Source organism: Lacinutrix mariniflava, from assembly GCF_001418015.1.
Classification (GTDB): Bacteria; Bacteroidota; Bacteroidia; order Flavobacteriales; family Flavobacteriaceae; genus Lacinutrix; species Lacinutrix mariniflava.
Genome location: NZ_LIQG01000032.1, coordinates 66,759 through 86,670, shown reverse-complemented (window position 1 = coordinate 86,670; position 19,912 = coordinate 66,759). Strand labels below are relative to the sequence as shown.

General features: G+C 30.4%; 21 protein-coding genes. 9 read left to right on the top strand and 12 right to left on the bottom strand.

Translation table 11 applies throughout. The annotated features are described in order from the left end of the window. Positions 1-1,176 carry a lipoprotein N-acyltransferase Lnb domain-containing protein gene (locus ASC44_RS16405; RefSeq protein WP_055448703.1) on the bottom strand — a complete coding sequence of 392 codons (1,176 nt, stop codon included), beginning with the start codon at positions 1,174-1,176 and terminating at the stop codon, positions 1-3. A 15-nt stretch (positions 1,177-1,191) separates the two neighbouring features. After that, entirely contained in the window at positions 1,192-2,256 is a 1,065-nt protein-coding gene (locus tag ASC44_RS16400; RefSeq protein ID WP_055448702.1) for a putative type IX sorting system protein PorV2, read from the bottom strand. 120 nt (positions 2,257-2,376) lie between these two features. Here ASC44_RS16400 and ASC44_RS16395 point away from each other — a divergent pair, with 120 nt between their 5' ends. The 4 genes from ASC44_RS16395 to ASC44_RS16380 are packed head-to-tail and all read left to right on the top strand — an operon-like array spanning position 2,377 to position 5,114. Then, positions 2,377-3,123, top strand: a complete 747-nt coding sequence (locus ASC44_RS16395; protein ID WP_055448701.1) for a CDP-alcohol phosphatidyltransferase family protein — start codon at positions 2,377-2,379, stop codon at positions 3,121-3,123. Continuing rightward, positions 3,123-3,929, top strand: coding sequence for a TerC family protein (locus tag ASC44_RS16390; protein ID WP_055448700.1), 807 nt, complete (start codon positions 3,123-3,125; stop codon positions 3,927-3,929). The genes ASC44_RS16395 and ASC44_RS16390 overlap by 1 nt, the downstream gene beginning before the upstream one ends. A gap of 22 nt (positions 3,930-3,951) precedes the next feature. Then, entirely contained in the window at positions 3,952-4,548 is a 597-nt protein-coding gene (locus tag ASC44_RS16385) for an LURP-one-related family protein (protein WP_055448699.1), read from the top strand. A gap of 50 nt (positions 4,549-4,598) precedes the next feature. Further along, entirely contained in the window at positions 4,599-5,114 is a 516-nt protein-coding gene (locus ASC44_RS16380; RefSeq protein WP_152973360.1) for a hypothetical protein, read from the top strand. Positions 5,115-5,219: 105 nt separating this feature from the next. Here the strand turns inward: ASC44_RS16380 and lptB are convergent, their stop codons facing one another. Genes lptB through ASC44_RS16350 form a run of 6 tightly spaced genes read right to left on the bottom strand, consistent with a single transcriptional unit; the run spans position 5,220 to position 8,703 of the window. Continuing rightward, on the bottom strand, positions 5,220-5,960 hold the full coding sequence (gene lptB / locus ASC44_RS16375) for an LPS export ABC transporter ATP-binding protein (RefSeq protein ID WP_055448697.1): 741 nt from the start codon (positions 5,958-5,960) through the stop codon (positions 5,220-5,222). 19 nt (positions 5,961-5,979) lie between these two features. Next, positions 5,980-6,282, bottom strand: coding sequence for a type II toxin-antitoxin system RelE/ParE family toxin (locus ASC44_RS16370; protein WP_055448696.1), 303 nt, complete (start codon positions 6,280-6,282; stop codon positions 5,980-5,982). Next, a complete protein-coding gene (locus tag ASC44_RS16365; RefSeq protein ID WP_055448695.1) occupies positions 6,282-6,515 on the bottom strand; it encodes a hypothetical protein in 234 nt (77 codons plus the stop codon). The genes ASC44_RS16370 and ASC44_RS16365 overlap by 1 nt, the downstream gene beginning before the upstream one ends. A gap of 55 nt (positions 6,516-6,570) precedes the next feature. Further along, on the bottom strand, positions 6,571-6,918 hold the full coding sequence (locus tag ASC44_RS16360; RefSeq protein ID WP_055448694.1) for a carboxymuconolactone decarboxylase family protein: 348 nt from the start codon (positions 6,916-6,918) through the stop codon (positions 6,571-6,573). After that, on the bottom strand, positions 6,902-7,738 hold the full coding sequence (gene tatC, locus ASC44_RS16355) for a twin-arginine translocase subunit TatC (protein WP_055448693.1): 837 nt from the start codon (positions 7,736-7,738) through the stop codon (positions 6,902-6,904). The genes ASC44_RS16360 and tatC overlap by 17 nt, the downstream gene beginning before the upstream one ends. Beyond that, positions 7,738-8,703, bottom strand: a complete 966-nt coding sequence (locus ASC44_RS16350; protein ID WP_055448692.1) for a KpsF/GutQ family sugar-phosphate isomerase — start codon at positions 8,701-8,703, stop codon at positions 7,738-7,740. The genes tatC and ASC44_RS16350 overlap by 1 nt, the downstream gene beginning before the upstream one ends. A gap of 214 nt (positions 8,704-8,917) precedes the next feature. On the opposite strand from ASC44_RS16350, the gene ASC44_RS16345 reads away from it, so the two are divergent. Together ASC44_RS16345 and ASC44_RS16340 are read left to right on the top strand one after the other, a co-directional pair. Beyond that, a complete protein-coding gene (locus ASC44_RS16345; protein WP_055448691.1) occupies positions 8,918-11,110 on the top strand; it encodes a RecQ family ATP-dependent DNA helicase in 2,193 nt (730 codons plus the stop codon). A gap of 28 nt (positions 11,111-11,138) precedes the next feature. After that, positions 11,139-12,728 carry a hypothetical protein gene (locus tag ASC44_RS16340; RefSeq protein ID WP_055448690.1) on the top strand — a complete coding sequence of 530 codons (1,590 nt, stop codon included), beginning with the start codon at positions 11,139-11,141 and terminating at the stop codon, positions 12,726-12,728. 5 nt (positions 12,729-12,733) lie between these two features. Here ASC44_RS16340 and ASC44_RS16335 read toward each other — a convergent pair whose 3' ends face one another. Genes ASC44_RS16335 through ASC44_RS16325 form a run of 3 tightly spaced genes read right to left on the bottom strand, consistent with a single transcriptional unit; the run spans position 12,734 to position 16,136 of the window. Beyond that, complete coding sequence (locus ASC44_RS16335; RefSeq protein WP_152973359.1) at positions 12,734-14,173, bottom strand: hypothetical protein; 1,440 nt, start codon at positions 14,171-14,173, stop codon at positions 12,734-12,736. Between the two features lie 5 nt (positions 14,174-14,178). Then, positions 14,179-15,696 (bottom strand): leucine-rich repeat domain-containing protein, encoded by a 1,518-nt coding sequence (locus tag ASC44_RS16330; protein ID WP_055448688.1) that lies wholly within the window; start codon positions 15,694-15,696, stop codon positions 14,179-14,181. Positions 15,697-15,698: 2 nt separating this feature from the next. Then, positions 15,699-16,136: a hypothetical protein gene (locus ASC44_RS16325; protein WP_055448687.1), complete on the bottom strand. Its 438-nt coding sequence runs from the start codon at positions 16,134-16,136 to the stop codon at positions 15,699-15,701. 422 nt (positions 16,137-16,558) lie between these two features. Between ASC44_RS16325 and ASC44_RS16320 the strand changes: the two genes are divergently transcribed. From ASC44_RS16320 to ASC44_RS16310, 3 genes are all read left to right on the top strand, one after another. Next, positions 16,559-17,491, top strand: a complete 933-nt coding sequence (locus tag ASC44_RS16320) for a peptidylprolyl isomerase (RefSeq protein ID WP_055448686.1) — start codon at positions 16,559-16,561, stop codon at positions 17,489-17,491. Positions 17,492-17,605: 114 nt separating this feature from the next. Continuing rightward, on the top strand, positions 17,606-18,301 hold the full coding sequence (locus ASC44_RS16315) for a tetratricopeptide repeat protein (RefSeq protein ID WP_055448685.1): 696 nt from the start codon (positions 17,606-17,608) through the stop codon (positions 18,299-18,301). A gap of 64 nt (positions 18,302-18,365) precedes the next feature. Next, positions 18,366-18,905 (top strand): YfiT family bacillithiol transferase, encoded by a 540-nt coding sequence (locus ASC44_RS16310; protein WP_055448684.1) that lies wholly within the window; start codon positions 18,366-18,368, stop codon positions 18,903-18,905. A gap of 173 nt (positions 18,906-19,078) precedes the next feature. On the opposite strand, the gene ASC44_RS16305 is transcribed toward ASC44_RS16310, so the two are convergent. After that, positions 19,079-19,888, bottom strand: coding sequence for an SDR family oxidoreductase (locus ASC44_RS16305; RefSeq protein WP_055448683.1), 810 nt, complete (start codon positions 19,886-19,888; stop codon positions 19,079-19,081). Positions 19,889-19,912: the final 24 nt, after the last annotated feature.

Sequence of the window (19,912 nt, the reverse complement as noted above, 5' to 3'; positions counted from 1 at the left end):
CTATCTTTCTAAATCTACACGTCCAAAAAAGCGAATTAAATACACATACCTTACAGCTAATGCAATAAGTAGAGGGATAAGTCCGTAAGCATAGACTTGTACTCCAATAAACCAATGAAGCGTCATTAAGCATAACAAAATCACAAGAAACTTTAAATAACTAATAAACCAACGTTTAGGAGCCTTTTTTAATACTTGAAATAATGCAATTAAACTAATTGGGCAAGCCCAAAGTAAATTGTAATTGTATGCAGTAGCAGAATGATCTGTAGCAAACCAAAGTAACAGTAATAGTAAACCAATGGCACCGGTTAATGTAAACAATACAGCGTCTAACCATTTAGTACGTTTATCGCTTTTATTATCTTTAAAAGTGACAAATAGAATACCTAAACTTACAATTGATAGTATAAAAATGGGACTCGTAAAAAAACTACCTTTTTCAAAATCACCTTCTTGTGTGTAAAGTATTTTAGATTCTTTTATAACAGGTTTATTGGAACTTTTAAAATAAGCTTCTTCAAAAAAGATAAAGATGTTTTCGGGTAAAAACATATACTCTCTTGGGTTTGCTGTTTTGTCGATAACAGAACCTAAGGCAATGTCAATACCAAAACTTCCCCAAGAATTCCAATATAATTTATTCTGAATAAGGTCTCTAAACGTTTCTTTTTTATAAATTTTAGATGTTTTATATTCAATATCTCCATTTAAAACAGTTTCAGAAACGTCACGCATTTTTGTTGCACAATTATCGTAGAAAAAGTCATAGAGATATGGTCTGTTTTCTGGTTTGTAATTATTGCCAAGATAATTTAAAAGCACTTCTTTTTGATCTTGGTTTAAATTAAGTACTTGTTCTTTTATAGTCCTGTTTTGTTGTTTGTATAAGCCGACTATATCTCTGGTATTAGCAGCTCCCATCAAATATTTTAATTTACCTTGAGCAAAATTGAGATAAAAATCTGGGTCATTAAAAGGGTATCTTCCATAGTCGTAAACAACATCAAGATATTCGTTTTTTACTCTAAAACCATTATGGCCAAAACTATCGTTTAAATTGTTTCCTGGTCCAATAGTGATAATACTAATTTCTGTATTTTCTGTAAGTTGAGGTACTTGAGAAAACGATGTAAAAAAAGAGAGTAGTAGTGAAGTAAGTAAAAATTGTTTCATATATAAAATGCTTTTTTATCTAAAAGCACTAAAATCTAATTTTAAAGAAAATACATTAGAGTACAATGCAGCACTTTGGTCTCCAATATCTGTAAAGGCATAATCTACATGGATACCTCTGTATTTAAAACCAAGACCAAAACTAGGTTGGAAACTTAAGCTTTCAGAATTATCAATTTGTAATTCATTTTGAAAATTACCAACTCCAGTTCTTAAGTATATCATATCAATATAGCCAAACTCAAAACCTAAAGCAGGATTTACACTTGCAAAAGATGTTGAAATAACATCGTTATTCTGCTCGAAACGGACATTCAAATCAAATTCAGCTTTTAAACTATAATCATAGTGAAAAACATAACTTTTAGCAATACCAATTTGTAATTTAGGTATAGTAATTTCAGAAGATTCTGGTAATTCTTGATTTTGACCTTCTACAGCGCCTTGTACTCGTGCAAACGCTTCTTCATCGTAACTCCACGAATTAAAAGTTGTTGTTATGTCTCGAGCCATTAAACCAAACTTCCAATTGTTTTGACTTTCAAATTGTATTCCTGCATCGAATCCAAATCCCCAAGAATTAGCAAAATCACCAATAATACGACGTATAACTTTGGCATTTATACCATAATTTAAACCTTGAATAGGCAATTTTCTAGCATAAGAAAAAGTAAAACCATAATCTGCAGTTGAGAATAAACTAATACGATCGTAATTTACATTTCCTTGATCGTCTATTAATTGTGTGGTATCTAAAATATCATCTACTGCAAAACGAATTAACGAGAATCCAATAGTGCTCCTATCATCTAGAGGCATTGCAAAAGCGGCATAATCGTAGTTAGCAATATTTGCAAAATAGCTAGAGTGCATAAGTGCTAATTCGTTATCCTTAACGTTAACTAACCCAGCAGGATTCCAATAACCGGCATTAACATCGCTAGTAGTCGCAGACACAGCATTACTCATTCCTAGAGCAGCAGCATCTACACCAATATTCATAAATTCGTTAGAATATTTAGTTTGAGCGAAAAGTGAGAACGACACTATGGTTAGCGCAAGTGTTAATTGTAGTTTCAAGGTCAATTTTTTTACAAAGATGGTATATTTTTTCTATATATTAAACTTCAAATTTAATACTATATTGTATAGTGTTATTTTTAATTAAAATTCTTTACTATTTTTACCAAAAACTAACCAATGCAAATTAAAAAATTCATTCCAAACTTTATAACACTTCTTAATCTGTTATGTGGAAGTATAGCTGTAATATTTGCAGTTAACAACCTTTTTGTTACATCGGCATTATTTGTGTTTCTAGGTATATTTTTCGATTTTTTCGATGGGCTGTTGGCTCGTAAGTTAAATGTGCAAAGTGAACTAGGTTTGCAATTAGATTCTTTGGCAGACATGGTTACTAGTGGTTTAGTACCAGGAATTATATTATACAAACTTATAGCAATCGCAGTGGATGCTCCTCCAATGGCAGCATCGAACGAGTGGTCTTTACATTGGTCTGGTTTTTCAATGTCTTTTATTCCTGTTATTGGCTTGTTTGTTACTTTAGCATCAGCTTATAGATTAGCAACATTTAATTTAGACGAAGACCAGCAAACTTATTTTAAAGGTTTACCAACACCAGCAAACACATTGCTTATTATGTCGTTACCATTAATTATGGAGTTTCAACATAACGATGCTATTAATGCTATTATACTAAATAAATGGTTTTTAATAGGGATTGCACTTTTAAGTTGTTACTTACTTAATTCGGGTATAAAACTATTCGCTTTAAAATTTAAAGACTATAGTTTTAAAAATAATGCAATGCGCTATGTTTTTATTATACTAAGTTTGGTATTGTTAATTGTGCTTCATTTTGCTGCAATACCAGTAATCATATTATTATACATTTTACTTTCTTTAATTCAAAATAACAAAAACTAATGGGTCAAATTATTTTTACACTTATTATGCTAGTGGCTTTACAAGCTGTTTTAGGTTTCGATAACTTATTATACATTTCTTTAGAGTCTAAAAAAGCACCACTATCCGAACAAAAAAGTGTGCGTAAAAAAGGAATTTTAATCGCTATTGTTCTAAGGATAATATTATTATTTGTGTTAGTAAAAGTTATCGTCTTCTTTCAAGAACCTTTTTCTTGGCTAACAGGAGAAATAGAAGATATTGTAAAGTTTTCATTTAACGGTCACAGTATTATTGTACTTGTTGGTGGAGCTTTCATTGTTTATACTGCTATAAAAGAAATCTGGCACATGATTTCGCTTCAAGAAAACAGCCATGAAGTGGAAGATGCAGAGCGTGGTACAAAAACCGCAAAAGCAGCAATTACGAGTATTGTGATTATGAATTTGGTATTTTCTTTCGATTCAATTTTGGCAGCCATTGGTTTAACAAGAGAGATTGAAGATTCTACAGTAGCTTTTATAGTTATGGCCATTGCTATTGTTGCAAGTGGATTATTAATGCTATTTATGGCAGATAAGATTTCTAGTTTTTTATCTAAAAATAGAATGTACGAAGTCTTGGGTTTATTCATTTTATTTATAGTTGGCATTATGTTGATTACCGAAGGAGGGCATTTGGCTCATTTATATTTCTTTGGAAACGAAATTGTACCTATGAGTAAAACAACATTTTATTTTGTAATTGCTATTCTTGTTATTGTTGATGTAGTGCAAGGACGTTATCAAAAGAAACTTTTAAAGGAGAATACGGTTTCAAAAAAATAATAAGCTAAACATAATTTATAATATGAAAGATTTAAAATTTCCAATACATTTTAGTTTCAATATAGGTACGTTGTCTAACGATTTCACAGCAAAAGATGCGGGAGGAAGTACAGTTGCTTACGTAAAACAGAAAATGTTTAAGCTTAAAGAAGCAATTACTATATATTCAGATAGTAGTAAAAAAGAGGTTGCTTATACTATTGCGGCGAACCAATGGTTAGATTTTTCTGCAGCCTATGCATTAAAGGATGCAGATGGTTCAATAATTGGTAAAGTGGCTAGAAAAGGTTGGGCTTCAATTTGGAAAGCCAATTACGAAATTATAGATCAGCATGAGAAATTACAATACCATATAAAAGAAAAAAATCCTTGGGTAAAAGTATTAGACTCTATTTTAGGCGAAATTCCTGTTTTAGGTTTCTTTACAGGTTATTTGTTTCATCCTACCTATAACGTAACAAACTTAAGAGGTGAGGTTATTGTACAGTTAAAAAAAGAGCCTTCTTTCTTTGGAAAAGAGTTTAAAGTAGAACTAGTTAAACCAATAGATAATGATGACGACGATCGTATTATGCTTAGTTTAATGATGATGGTTCTATTGGAAAGACGAAGAGGTTAGGAATTTGAAATTGAAACAGAAGTTGAAAGTGAATTTAAAAACAAGTAGAAATGAAAATAATCATGTTTTTAAGTATCTCTATTATGTTTTTATTTTTTAATTGCGGAAATGTTAAGCAATCAAACAATGAACAATTTTCAGAATGGAGAGATAATAACGGTATAGACTCTGCATCGTTTTACCCTTCCAATGAAGCTTGTAATAAAATTATTGGCAAGTTAAAAATCAAATCAAGATTACATAAGAATTTGATGGATGAAGGTGTTTTTGGAGGAGGAATGTCTAGTAGATGGTATACAATAAATGAAGATTCAATTAAATATTATAATCCAAATGGAGTAGTTGCAGATCACGGAGAATGCAATTGTGAGAATGGTATTCTAAAAATAGATTGGAAAGTTCGATTTAACCGAAGAATAGAGTACATAATTCATTTTAATTCTGAGAATTTTGTAGAATTAAGATATTACGATTATCCATTTAGTTTTGATACGTTTACCTCTGATACTCTAAAAAAGCCGAATAATCCTACTAAAGTCATTGGAGTTATGGAAAGAGAATTGTGAAATATTGGAATATAAAAATAAGAGGGATTAGCATTTTATAATTAAGTCATATAGCATTTAATTAAGAGTGAGAAAATGCCAAATGTGCTTGACGACCTTAGGCTGTTAAAAATCAATCTTAGTTTTTCGCAGTTCAAAATTCTGTCCTAAATATACTTTACGCACCATTTCGTCTGCGGCAAGTTCTTCTGGTTCACCAGCTTTTAGAATACCACCTTCAAACATTAAATAGGTTCTATCTGTAATAGCTAAAGTTTCTTGTACGTTGTGATCGGTAATAAGAATACCAATGTCTTTTTTAGCTAAACGCGCAATAATACGCTGAATGTCTTCTACTGCGACAGGATCGACCCCAGCAAAAGGTTCATCTAATAAAATAAAATTAGGATCGGTTGCTAAGGCACGAGCAATCTCTGTTCTTCTACGTTCACCACCAGATAATAAATCGCCACGACTTTTTCTAATATGTCCCAAACTAAACTCGTCTATAAGCGATTCCATTTTATGTAATTGCTCTTTCTTACTCAGTTTTGTTAATTGTAAAACACTTAAAATGTTATCTTCAATACTTAGTTTTCTAAAAACCGAAGCTTCTTGTGCCAAGTAGCCAATACCATTTTGAGCACGCTTGTACATTGGGTATTTAGTAATGTTTGTGCCTTCTAAAAAAATATTACCACCATTAGGTTTAATTAAGCCAACAATCATGTAAAAAGACGTTGTTTTTCCTGCACCATTAGGTCCTAGTAATCCAACAATTTCTCCAGTATTTACTTCTAGAGAAACGTCTTTTACAACTTTTCGTCCGCTGTAGGACTTCATTAAATGTTCGGCTTTTAATTTCATATGCTCAATAACGTATTTTTTATTCTGATTTTAAAAACTTTAACAGCTTTTTTGGATTCTGTCTGTTGTCCCAGAAAGCTGTTATAAATATAGTGTTATCTTCAATTTTATATATAATACTATAGTGTTTTAAAGATAATGCTTGAGTGTTTTTAAAATTTGTATAAACACCAATTTTAGGATTGATTTTAAGAACTTGCACGCGTTCTTGTATAGCGATATATAATTTTTGAGAGTAGTTTCTACTCTTATTTCTATTATTCCAGTAACTAAAAATGCTTTTTAATTGTTTTACTGCTGTATCTGTCCAAACAATATTCATTATAAGTAATCAGAAAGTAATGTGTCTAAATCAGATTCTGCTACTATGTTATTTTGTTTAATGTCTTTTTCACTCATTAAAAGCATTTCTATTTGTTCAGAGCTAAGTGTTAATATTTTTTCTTCCGTTTGAGTTGAAGTAAAAATAGAATCAATAGCCTTTAATAATGCTTCATTTTTGGTTGTTAAAATCTGATCTATCAACCTGTTTTTTATGCTTTTAAGTGTGTCCATAATAGAGTTGTATTAAGGTAAAGTTCATTAAAAAAAACTAATATTCCAAATACAGTTAACTTTGAGATTCTAATTCATCCCAGTATTCATAAGCTTTTCTTAGGTGAGGAATAACAATTGTTCCACCTACTAAGGTTGCTATACTAAGTGTTTCTTCTACTTTTTCTTTAGATAATCCAGCTTTGTAGCAAGATTCTAAATGGTATTTTATACAATCGTCACAACGTAAAACTGTAGAGGCAACTAGGCCTAAAAGTTCTTTTGTGGGAACATCTAAAGCACCTTCAGCAAATGCATTAGTATCTAAATTAAAGATACGTTTTATTACTTTATTATTTCCTGATAATATTTTATCGTTCATTTTAGTACGATAATCATTAAATTCTTTAACTGACTCTGACATCTTTTTTATTTTTCTTATTCTGTTTTTTTACTACCATTCTAGATATAAAAATACTAGCTTGGTATAATATCAATATTGGTATTGCTACAATAATCTGACTAGCAATATCGGGAGGTGTTATAATTGCAGAAAGAATAAGCACAATTACAAGTGCAAATTTTCTGTATTTTTTTAATATTTCGGGTGTTACTAAACCAACTTTGGTTAAAAAGTATATAATAATAGGAAGCTCGAATACAAAACCTGCGGCTAAAGAAGAAGATCTAATTAAGGAAATGTATGAACTAATATCTATTTCATTTAAAATCTCTGTACTTACTATGTAATTAGCTAGGAAATTAATAGATAGTGGGATAATAATAAAATAACCAAATAGTACGCCAATAAAGAATAGAAGTGACGAAATAATAATGAAGCCTTTAGAGGTTTTACGCTCATTTGTTTTCATTCCAGGACTTATAAAATGCCAAAGCTGATAAATTATATATGGAAATGCAACAATAAACCCGGCATAAAAAGACGTCCATATATGTGCCGAAAACTGTCCTGCCATCGTTCTATTCTGAATAATAAAAGGGAATTCTGCTTGGCAAAATGTAGTGTCTTCAATACCAAAAAAAGTAGACATACTACATAACCATTGGTAGGTTGGAAACGTCATTTTTTTTGGCCACATTATAATGTTGTCCATTATAAAGGTGCCAAAAATGAAGGCCACAATACCGCAAAGTACGATGGCTATAAAAATTCTAATTAAATGCCATCTTAAATCCTCAAGGTGATCTAAAAACGACATGCTGTTTACATCTGTTTTTGCCATTAAAGAATACCTTCTTTTATTAAGTTATGAATATGTACAACACCCGCATAATCGCCATTGTTTTCTACTAATAATTGAGAAATACCATTTGTTTCCATAAGTTCCATAGCATCTACAGCCATTGCATCTTCATTTATGGTTTTAGGATTGCTACTCATAATATCTTTAGCAGTTAAGCCTGAAAAATTATCAACCTTAGTAAGCATACGTCTTAAATCTCCATCTGTAATAATACCAATAATCTTGTTATTATCAACTACAGCAGTAACACCAAGCATGCTTTCTGAGATTTCTATAATCACTTTCTTTACATCTGTATCTATTTGTACTTGTGGTTTGTTATTTACCGATGATAAATCGTGTACACGTAAATATAATTTTTTCCCTAATGCACCTCCTGGATGATATTTTGCAAAATCTTTACTAGAGAAACCTCTAATTTCTAATAAGCAAACAGCTAAAGCATCTCCAATTACTAATTGAGCAGTTGTACTTGTTGTTGGTGCTAAATTATTTGGGCAGGCCTCTTTCGCTACATATGCATTTAATACATAATCTGCTTGAGTTCCTAAAAAAGAGTCTTTATTACCAGTAATGGCAATCATTTTATTTTTTGCATTTTTTATTAAGGGCACAAGTACCTTAATTTCAGGAGTATTACCACTTTTAGAAATGCAAATAACAACATCATCTTCGAGAATTAAGCCTAAATCTCCATGAATTGCGTCTGCAGCATGCATAAAAACAGCAGGTGTTCCTGTAGAATTCATTGTAGCTACAATTTTTGTTGCAATTATAGCACTTTTGCCAATTCCTGTGATAATAACTCTACCCTTAGATTTGTATATAAGTTGCACAGCATCAGCGAAGTCCTCGTCAATTAAAGTGGCTAAATTGCTAATAGAAGCACTTTCCAATGCTATGGTTTCTTTAGCGATTTTTAGTATAGAATCCTTAGTTTTCAAAATTTATCATTTTAAGATTAGGTAGCAATTGAAAAGATTTTGTTATCTTTAAAAAGTTGCGTAAAATAACTTCGATTTCGTGATTGTTGATAATCTCGACAAATTTAGCGAAAAATTAAAAGTAAAGCTTTAATTCTTCGTACTATTAGTGTCGATTTTAGAAGTTGTTTTACCTAAAACATTTGTGTAAATAATTAATAGCTTAAAATGTAAAGTGAAAAGTCAAATACGTGCTGCCCTAAAAAAGTATTTCGGTTTTAGTGAATTCAAAGGATTACAAGAAACCGTTATCGAAAGTATTCTATCTCAAAATAACACATTCGTTATTATGCCAACTGGAGGCGGAAAATCCTTATGCTATCAACTTCCTGCTCTTATGCAAGAAGGAACAGCTATTGTGGTTTCTCCTTTAATTGCATTAATGAAAAATCAAGTGGATGCCATTCGTGGTATTTCAGATGATCATGGTGTTGCTCATGTTTTAAATTCGTCTTTAAATAAAACGGAAATAAAACAAGTAAAAGAAGATATTACAAACGGAATTACAAAGTTGCTCTATGTAGCACCAGAATCGTTAACAAAAGAAGAAAATGTAGAGTTTTTACGTACTGTAAAAATTTCTTTCATGGCTGTTGATGAAGCCCATTGTATTAGTGAATGGGGACATGACTTTAGGCCGGAGTATAGAAATTTGCGTACTATAATTCAGCGTATTGGAGATAATATTCCAATTATAGGTCTTACAGCTACTGCAACTCCAAAAGTTCAAGAAGATATACTTAAGAATTTAGGAATGCCTGACGCTACAACTTTTAAAGCGTCATTTAATAGACCTAATCTGTATTACGAAATTCGCCCGAAGACTAAAAATGTCGATGCAGATATTATTCGTTTTGTAAAACAAAACGAAGGTAAAACAGGAATTGTTTACTGTTTAAGTAGAAAACGTGTTACAGAATTAGCACAAGTTTTACAGGTTAATGGTATTAAAGCACTGCCTTATCATGCGGGATTAGATGCAAAAACAAGAGCGAAACATCAAGATATGTTCTTAATGGAAGATGTAGATGTTATTGTGGCTACCATTGCATTTGGAATGGGAATAGATAAACCAGATGTGCGTTTTGTGATTCATCATGATATTCCAAAAAGTATAGAAAGCTATTATCAAGAAACAGGACGTGCAGGACGAGATGGAGGCGAAGGACATTGTTTAGCTTATTATGCATATAAGGACATAGAAAAACTTGAAAAGTTTATGTCTGGAAAGCCAGTAGCCGAACAAGAAATTGGTCACGCTTTATTACAAGAAGTTGTAGCGTATTGCGAAACATCTATTTCTAGAAGAAAATTTATTCTTCATTATTTTGGAGAAGAATTTGACAACGAAACCGGAGGTGGTGGTGATATGGATGATAATATGCGTCATCCAAAAAAGCAAAATGAGGCACAAGAGGATGCAGCTATACTTTTAGAAGTGGTGCAATCTACAAACGAAAAATATAAATCTAAAGATTTGGTATGCGTTATTACAGGTGTTTCTAATGCAATGATAAGCTCGCATAAAACGGATAACCAACCATTTTTTGGAAGAGGAAGTCATAGAAATAATAAGTATTGGATGGCATTGTTACGTCAAGCTTTAGTTGCAGGTTATCTTAAAAAGGATATTGAAACTTATGGAGTTGTTAAATTAACAGATTTAGGTAAGGCTTATATTAAAAAACCTGTTTCGTTTATGATGACTGAAGATCATACGTTCGATAGCTCACATGACGACCATATTATTACAGCAGAAAAAGGAGCTGGAGCAGTAGTGGATGTGGCGCTAATGAAAATGCTAAAAGATTTAAGAAAAACGAATGCTAAAAAACTTGGTGTTCCTCCTTTTGTTATATTTCAAGATCCTTCTTTGGAGGATATGGCTTTAAAATACCCGATTACTGTAGCAGAACTTTCTAATGTTCATGGTGTTGGAGAAGGGAAAGCTAAAAAATATGGTAAAGATTTTGTTGCTTTTATAGATAAGTACGTTAAAGAAAACGATATCATGAGACCAGACGATTTTATCGTTAAATCTACTGGTACAAATTCTGGATTAAAATTATATATTATCCAGAATGTGGATAGAAAATTACCACTTACAGATATTTCTTCGGCAAAAGGAATGCAAATGACGGATTTTATTAAAGAAATGGAAGCTATTGTTTTTTCTGGAACGAAACTTAATATTAATTATTGGCTTGACGATTTGTTAGATGAAGATCAGCAAGAAGAACTTCATGATTATTTTATGGAATCTGAAACCGATAAAATAGATGTAGCGATAGATGAGTTTGATGGTGATTATGATGATGAGGAATTACGCTTGTACCGTATTAAATTTATTAGTGAGGTCGCTAATTAGATTTTATAAATTATTATTGATTTTTAACATGTCGAAACTAGTATACGTTTATACTTTTTTTATTACTTTCTTTTCTTTCTCTGCTTTTAGTCAAGAAGAAATTGAAATTAAATTTCAGCCAAAAATTAATCAAAAATATGTTTATGAAACGCAGTTTTATATAGACAACGATTTTGATAAAATGAAATCTGAAGCAACCTCAGAACTTACATTTTATCCTACAGATAATGGTTTTAAAGTACATCAAGAATTTAAAGAAGCGGAGTTTATAAATAAAAATAAACTTACGTTTTCTTTAAATCAAGAGGTCGATTCTGCTAAATCTTATAGATTACATTACCTTAAAAAGTTGTTATCTCGAAAAGATATTATTTCTCATTTAGATAAGAATGGGAATTTTATTAAAAATGAAACCGATTTTTTTATTAAGTCTCCTTATATAAGTGAGCGCAGAATGGCCATTATTAAGGAGTATATTAATAATTTAAATGTTAATACCGTAAATTTTTTTAATAATAGAACCTTTGTTCTAAATGAAGAGTTTATAATTGATACAAAAAAATCAGCGTTATTTAATTTAGCACCTAAGCTCGAAGGTAAACTAATAGCAATTGAAAATAATAAGGCAATATTTAGATTATACACTGAGTTTTATACACCAATTAGAAATAGGCAAAGAGAAATTGTTGATAAAGAGAAAAACTTTTTAGACGTTGTATTAGCAGTCACTATGGATGACGGTATGCCTTTAAGTATGCGAATGGTTTACGAAAATAATTCTGTAAAACAGTTTGTAAGCCAGCAGATTAAAGGGAGTCCGAAACCTAATTTATCTAAATATCTTAATAATAGATTGAATGCGGACTTTGAGAAAAGTAGTTTTGAATTAAATATGCCGTTAACAATATTAGAACCAAATATAGACACCTTAAACTTAAGAGTGATTAAAGAAAATTTCAAATCTAAAACAGACGCCCAAATTTATTTAAAATCTCTTAATCCATTTAGTCTTGATGCGTATAGAAATTGCTTAGGTATAGATGTTGATATTTCTTCTTCTAAAAAGCCGGTTTTTTTATCCATAAATAAAATTATAGCGTATCATAATAATAACATTGTTTATTCTCGAAATTTTATAAATAACAAATTAGTGCTTTTCGACTTTCGTGAGCCTATAGTTTTTCCTATTCATAGTCAACTTTGTGATTTTTCTATAGACTATATAGAAATTGAGGTTGAGTTAAACTCGGGTTATGGATCTGTAAAAAAGAGGAAAATACAGAAAGAAGATAAAGAAGGTATTATTGCTTGGAAAACGAATACAATAGAAACAAAAGCGCAATTATATAATAAAATTTTTTACGATGCTGATGGCCAAATAGTGCCAATAAGTAAAATTGAGTTGAATACTTTTTCTTCAGATATAAAAGATAGAATACCTTATTTAAAAGAAAACTATTTTAAAAGAGATAATTTTCTTTATGATGGTGTTTTTGGTGATGTTAAAAATGATAGTGAAGTTTATTATTTTGAAAAGCCAATAGAATATATTACTGTTTTTGAAGCAGAAAATACTATTACAGTTAATAAAACTATAAAGTTAATACCAGGAAAGTAGATTGCTTATTTAAAAGCAGCTAAAAGCTCTTTTAATTCTTCTGGTTCAATTTTATATATCTCAGCATCTTTTAAAGCATAATCGTAAGCAGTAAAACCTTTGTTGTCTTTAATGCTTGTATCAATACCTTTAGATTTTAATAAAGACACCAGTGTTATAATTTCTTTAGCTATTTTACTTGGGTCGTAAATAGCATAAACTCCAGACCTAAACGTTAAATAATGTTTTAGATTATAGGAAATAGCGTGTAAAACAGTTTCATTTTTATTGTCTGTATTATTTACATTTAAATGTCGTTCTATAAGTAAGGGAATCTTTTTTAAAGAAATATTTCCCATAAAATAATCGTCGCTAAACTCTATTTCTATAATGCCTTGAGCAATGTTAGATTTATCAGTATATAACGAATTAATATCAACGCCACTTTGTAGGATTACGTCTAGGGTTTCAATTTTATTATACATCGTAGCATACGTCATCAAACTAGCTTTTTCAAACGGTATATCTTTAGTTAATAAGTAGCCTATCATTTCATCATTTCCTACTAAAATAGCTTTACGTAATAGGTTGTGTTTTCCAAATTTTACCTGCTCTAGGTTTAAACCTAAATCCTCTACGAGCAGTAATAAATCTAACGAACCTTTTTCTAGTATTTCACGAACATATTTTCTCAACAGCTTTTGTCTGTTTGCTATGTTTTTCTCTTTCAAGAAGAATTTTTTTACGTAAGCTTCATCTTCAAAAGCAATTGCTTGATAAATGTTTTTTGGATTGGGCACAAAACCTCTCTTTAAAAGAAGAGCAACTGTATTTGGATATTTTTCATATTCCGAATTTTTATTTTTAAACACGTCATAAATTACATGTTTAAAATTATTGGGTCCTACTTTGTAACCACCATCAACGAGTTGGGCACCTTTGTCTAAGAGAGAATCAATTTTTTTTAATTTCCCAGAACTTATAGCGCTATATAATTCTTTTTGCAAATCGTAAGAAGGCAAGCTCTTGTAATAATTAACAATATTATTTTGTTGCTTCTTACTAATATTTTCAATCTTAAAAAGGCCATTATATATAGGCTCTTTTATTTTTTTAGTTTGGTATATAGTATCATTAAAAACAAACGCTAAAGTACCGTCTATATAATCGCTAGATATCTTGTCGAGTGCTAATATGCCGTCTGCATCTAATTTAATTGTTAAAGAATTTTTATCAATTATTAAAGATTTAAAATCTACTATAGAAATCTTAACACTTTTATAATGTTCAATCCTTTTTTTCGACTTTATATCGTAGTAATCACCATTAGCTTCTTGAGAACCTTCTCTTAAAAGTGTAAGTTTATGATTTTGATCTGAGTATGGATTTCTTTTTAGAGTTATTTCAGTTTGGGCATTGCCGAAATAGCATATAAAAAAGGCAAATATTAAAGCTTTAAGTTTCATTTTAATTAGTTTTTGCATTCAATATACATTTGCTCAATATTTACGTTTCTTTTTTCAAGAGCGCAAAGTACGGGATCTGTATAGCCTTCAAATGGTAAATATAGTGCTCTAAGATTTTTAAAATTTAAAAATTCTTGAGGCACTTTATTCAGTTCAAAATTATTGATGTAAAATACTTCTAAGTTGGTATTACCATATATAGTTTCTGGTATTTTAGAAAAATTATTTTCAATTAAATTAAGTTCTTTTAAATTTGAAGACTCCATTAAAAATTCTGAAAGGTTATTTCCTTGTACATTTAGAATAGAAAGTGACTGTAATTGATTAATAACTTTAGGTAATGCTTTTAAATTGTTATTGTTTAAATTCAAGTTTAAAAGCGTCTTTAACTTCGCAATTTCTTCAGGTAATGTTTCTAACTTATTGCTTTCTAAACTTAAAACTTCACAATTTTTTAAATAGATAATATCTTTTGAAACACGCTCCATTACTAAAAAAGATAAATCTACAGATTTTACACCAGATAGTTTTTTAAAATCTTCAGTTGTTAAATCGAATATTGGATTAGAGGAAAGGTTGACATAGTTAGGGTAATTGCCAAATTCGGGAATAGCTATTAAACTATTTTTACTAAGATTGACAGAGTCTAATGTTTTGCAATTCTTGAATGTAAAGCTCTCATTAGTATTAAATAAGTTGTTTGTAAAATCTATAACCTTTAAAGCGCTCTGGTTTTTAAGACCAACTAACTCTTTTAGTTTAGAGTCTTTAAGTTTAATTATTTCGAGGTTACTAGATTTAGAGATATTAACTGTGCTATAATTTAAGTTTACATTTGAAGCATTTAGGTAATTTAAGTTTTCAGAATTAGTGATAAGATTTCCTGATAGCTTAGTGTTTTCAATATTCAAATAATTTAAGTCTTCAAATTCATAAAAATCGTCTAATCTGCCTTTTAAATATTCATTATCAGATATATCTAAATGTTTAAGGTTTTTAAGGCGCGTAATATCTTCTGGCATGTCCTTAATATTATTATGAGCTAAATCTAAATACTCTAAATTCTTTAATTTAAAAATAGCGTTGGGAAATTGAGATAAGTGAGTATTAAGTTTTAACTCTTTAAGACTTTGTAACCGCTCGAAAAAAGGAAAAATATCTTCTATGCTGTAAAAATCGTTAATATGAAGTGTTTCTAAGTACTGAAGATTAAATAGATTTCTAGAAATCTTCCTTCCAATCTTTACTTTTAATACTTTTAAATTTTTAGCATAAATTATAGAGTTGGGTATGTTGTTAATATAAATATCGGTAAGATCAATCTCTATAATTGAGCAGTTTTTAAATTTAATACCTTTCCATTGCTTTATATCATTATCGAAAGACCATCCTAATTCAATTAATCTACTTGGGTTTTGAGCAATAAGGTCGGTTAAAAATTCTTTCTCATCCAGATCTAAACAATTATTAGCAAATAATTGTTGCGTAAAAATAATTAAAATTAATAGAAGGTTTTTTTTCATATTTAAATATCTGTTTTGTGAATATTAAAAACAATCTTCTGTTTTTTTATGCAAAGCGTAACCTGCTTCATTGTAGATTTTTTTAATTTTTCAACAGCAGACTTTTCAATTTCAAAATCAATTTTTGTAGCATAACCTTTTAGAGGACTTGTAGCATCAGACTCTAATTCCGGCATATCAGAATTTAATTCTAAAGTATAATCATTACCTTCAATTAATAGTTTTGCACCGTCTTTTGTTTTTATTTTTAAACGTCCAATAATAAACGTTTGTAAATAATAATAACCACCAAGTTCGTTATATCCAGCATACATTACGTTACTGCTAGAAATGCCTAAAGGCTCATCATCACTAGATTCAATTATAGTTTCAATATATTTTTCGTTTTCTATTGTATTATCATTTTGTTTTGTACCAAATAACTTTCCAAAAACACCCATATTATAATTTTAAATTGAATTCAAAGCTACTAAAATTTATATGCATTTAATATAAGAGCTTCGTCTTTTTCGTTAAGCCTTCTTATTTCAATAAAGTAAAACAATCTTCCTTCAGTATGTGAAAGAAACTACTAGTATTAGTGTTTCTAATAATCAAATAAGAGTAATCATCGCAGTACATCTTTTCGATAAGGCTGCACGTCTAAGCGCAATAACTTTTGTAATTGGTAATAATCACACACCACAGAATCAGTGTAAATCTGTGAAATCCGTGTCAAAAAAAAGCATTAAAGTAATACTTTAGTATATCTCAGCGCAACCTCCACGAGTCTCTGTGTAACACCTAGAATCAAAAATCGTTATTCATCATTCGTAAATCTCAAATCATTTCCTATCTTTGCAGCTCATTAAAAAACAAGACAATGCAAGACGGTTTATACGCAAAATTTAACACGAATAAAGGTACTATTTTAGTAAATCTAGAATTTGAAAAAACTCCTGGAACAGTAGGTAATTTTGTTGCTTTAGCAGAAGGGAACATGGAGAACACGGCTAAGCCTCAAGGAACTCCTTATTACGATGGTTTAAAATTTCATAGAGTAATTGCAGATTTTATGGTTCAAGGTGGTTGTCCACAAGGAGCAGGAACAGGAAATCCAGGTTATAAATTTGACGATGAGTTTCATCCAGATTTAAAACATAGTGGACCTGGAATATTGTCTATGGCAAATTCAGGACCTGGAACTAACGGAAGTCAGTTTTTTATAACACACATCGCTACAGATTGGTTAGATGGTAACCACACTGTGTTTGGTAATGTAATAGAAGGACAAGATATAGTTGATGCTATCGCCCAAGGAGATTCTATTGAAACGATGGAAATAGTAAGAGTTGGTGAAGCAGCAGAAAAGTTTAATGCTATTGAAGCATTTAGAACTTTTGAAGGTTCTCGTGAAAAAAGAGTAGCAGCAGAAAGAGAAGCAAAAGCAGCAGAATTAAATAAGTATTCGGAAGGTTTCGAACAAACAGAAAGTGGTTTACGTTACCAAATTATTCAAAAAGGAACTGGAGCTCAAGCAGAAAAAGGTAAAACAGTTTCTGTACATTATAAAGGGAGTTTAACAGATGGAACTGTTTTCGATTCTTCTTACAAACGTAACGAACCAATTGATTTTGCTCTTGGAATGGGACAGGTTATAGCAGGTTGGGACGAAGGTGTTAGCTTACTAAAAGTAGGAGATAAAGCACGTTTTGTTATACCAAGCGATTTAGGATATGGATCTAGAGGAGCAGGAGGAGCAATACCACCAGATGCAACTTTAATTTTCGATGTAGAGTTAATGAATGTTAAATAAGTAACATTATTTAGTAACAAATATAATTCTAAAACGTCTCATATATATGAGGCGTTTTTTTATGCGCCATATTTAATATTTTAAAGTAGAGTCTATTAACCAAAACAACTAACCATGAAAGCCAAATTCTTTATTTACACCATACTATTTACAATAATATTTGCCTGCGGTAAGTCTGCTGAGTACTCTCCAGAATTTGTTAAAAATACCACTGGACGCTATTTGTTTAATGCAAATGAAGTGATAGAGGTTTATTTTAAAAACAACGAGATGTTTTTAAAATGGAGAGGAGCAGATAAAATAGAGCCTATGTATTTAGATGAAAACACCTATTTTATTAAAGAAATGAATAAGAAGATTCAATTTTTGAAGCATCCTGAAACCGAAGTGTTTTATATTTCTCAAATTTCTGAAGAAGAAAAAGCAGAAACAACTTATAACTATAAAAAATTACCAGACTCTGTTCAAGTACCAAGTACTTATTTAAAAAACAAAGAATATGATAAGGCATTAGAAGGTTATTTAGCCATCCAAAAAGAAGATTCTACAAGTGCTTTTTTAAATCAATATGATTTTAATAGGCTTGGTTATCAGTTTCTTAATGATGAAGATTATACAGATGCTATTGCGGTTTTTAAATTAAATTCAGCATTACATCCAACAAGTGATAATGTTTACGATAGCTTAGCCGAAGCTTATGCAAAAAGTGGAGATAGTCTACAAGCTTTAGAGAATTATAAAAAAGCCCTAAAGTATAATACAGGAAATAGACGTGCTAAAAGTTTTATTGCTGCTTACAATAAAAAGTAATAGACATACAATGCGCTTTTTTGCGAGGTTATCTCCTCATGAATAATAACTATATATTTAACAAATGACAAACCAAGAACTAGAATCTCTAAAATACCCTATAGGAAAATTCGATTGTCCTGTGGAAATAACTGAAACTCATATTAAAGAATGGATTTCTATTTTAGAGCAACTTCCAAACCGTTTAGAAGCCTTGGTTAAGAATCTAAACACTACACAACTGGACACACCATATAGACCAGAAGGCTGGATAATACGGCAAGTTGTACATCATATTAGTGATAGTCATCATAATAGTTACACACGCTTTAAATGGGCAATGACAGAAGATAATCCTCTAATAAAAGCTTACAATGAAAATGCTTGGGCACAACAGCATGATTATAATGAGCCAATTGAAAACTCACTATTACACATTAAAGTAATACATGCTAAATTGGTACACTTTGTAAAAGGTCTTTCTTTTCAAGACTTAAAACGTACGTTTATTCATCCAGATGGTAATGAAGTTGTAGCTTTAAACGAAAACTTAGGTATTTATGCTTGGCATTCTAATCATCATTTTACACATATAGAGCAGTTGATGGAAAGAGAGAATTGGTAGTTGTTGAATTGCTTCTATTTCAATTGAAATTTTAAAATTACTATACTGTCACTAGAATATCATTCCGTTTCAATGAATTATATTCAACGTTATAGTAATTTCGAAGTTAGTTGTTTTTGATGACAAAGTCAAGTTAATACTGTTTTAGGAATTTCAATTTATTCTATTGTAAACTACTGTTTTTTACGTCCAATAAATGCTTCCATAGTATCATAAATACCTAAAAAGCTACCAGCAAACCAATCGAAAAAATTAACAGAAAAAAGAGCTTGTCCTATTCTTGCTAATCTGTACATATATCCAGGAATAGTAACCATTCTCTTCTTTTTTTCAATAGCCTTTAAAATGGTGAGTGCCGCGGCTTCAGGTTCAAGTATTGGTAGTTTGGATTTTACACCGTCAAACATTCCTGTATTTATGTAGTAAGGCATTATGGTGGTAATGTAAATGTCTTTTTTTAGTTTTTTCATTTCTAATCTTAAACTGTCCGACCAACCAATTAAAGCCCATTTACTTGCTGCGTAAACCGACATTTTTGGATTAGATATTAATCCGCCAGAAGATGCAATATTACATATCTGTCCAGAGTTTTTGGTTATCATGCCTTCCAAAAACTCATGGGTAATAAGCATTGGTGCATTGGCATTAATATCCATTGTTTTAGTAATGTCTAATGTGCTATGTTCATGAAAATATTTACCAACAATAATTCCTGCGTTATTTATTAAAATATCAATATTACCATAGTCTTGTCTTACTTTTTTAGCTGTATTTTTAATTTCTTCACTATTAGAAATATCTACTTTCTGGCCTACAATTTTCCCTATTAAAGAGAACTTTGAAACGGTTTCGGTTAGACTTTCTTCATTAATATCCCAAATAATAACCGTTGCGTGTCTTTCAAGAAACAAGCGCGCTAGAATTTTGCCAATTCCAGATGCTCCACCTGTAATTAAAACTATTTTTCCTTGTAATTGTTTCATGTTAGTTTGTGACTTAATTGTTAT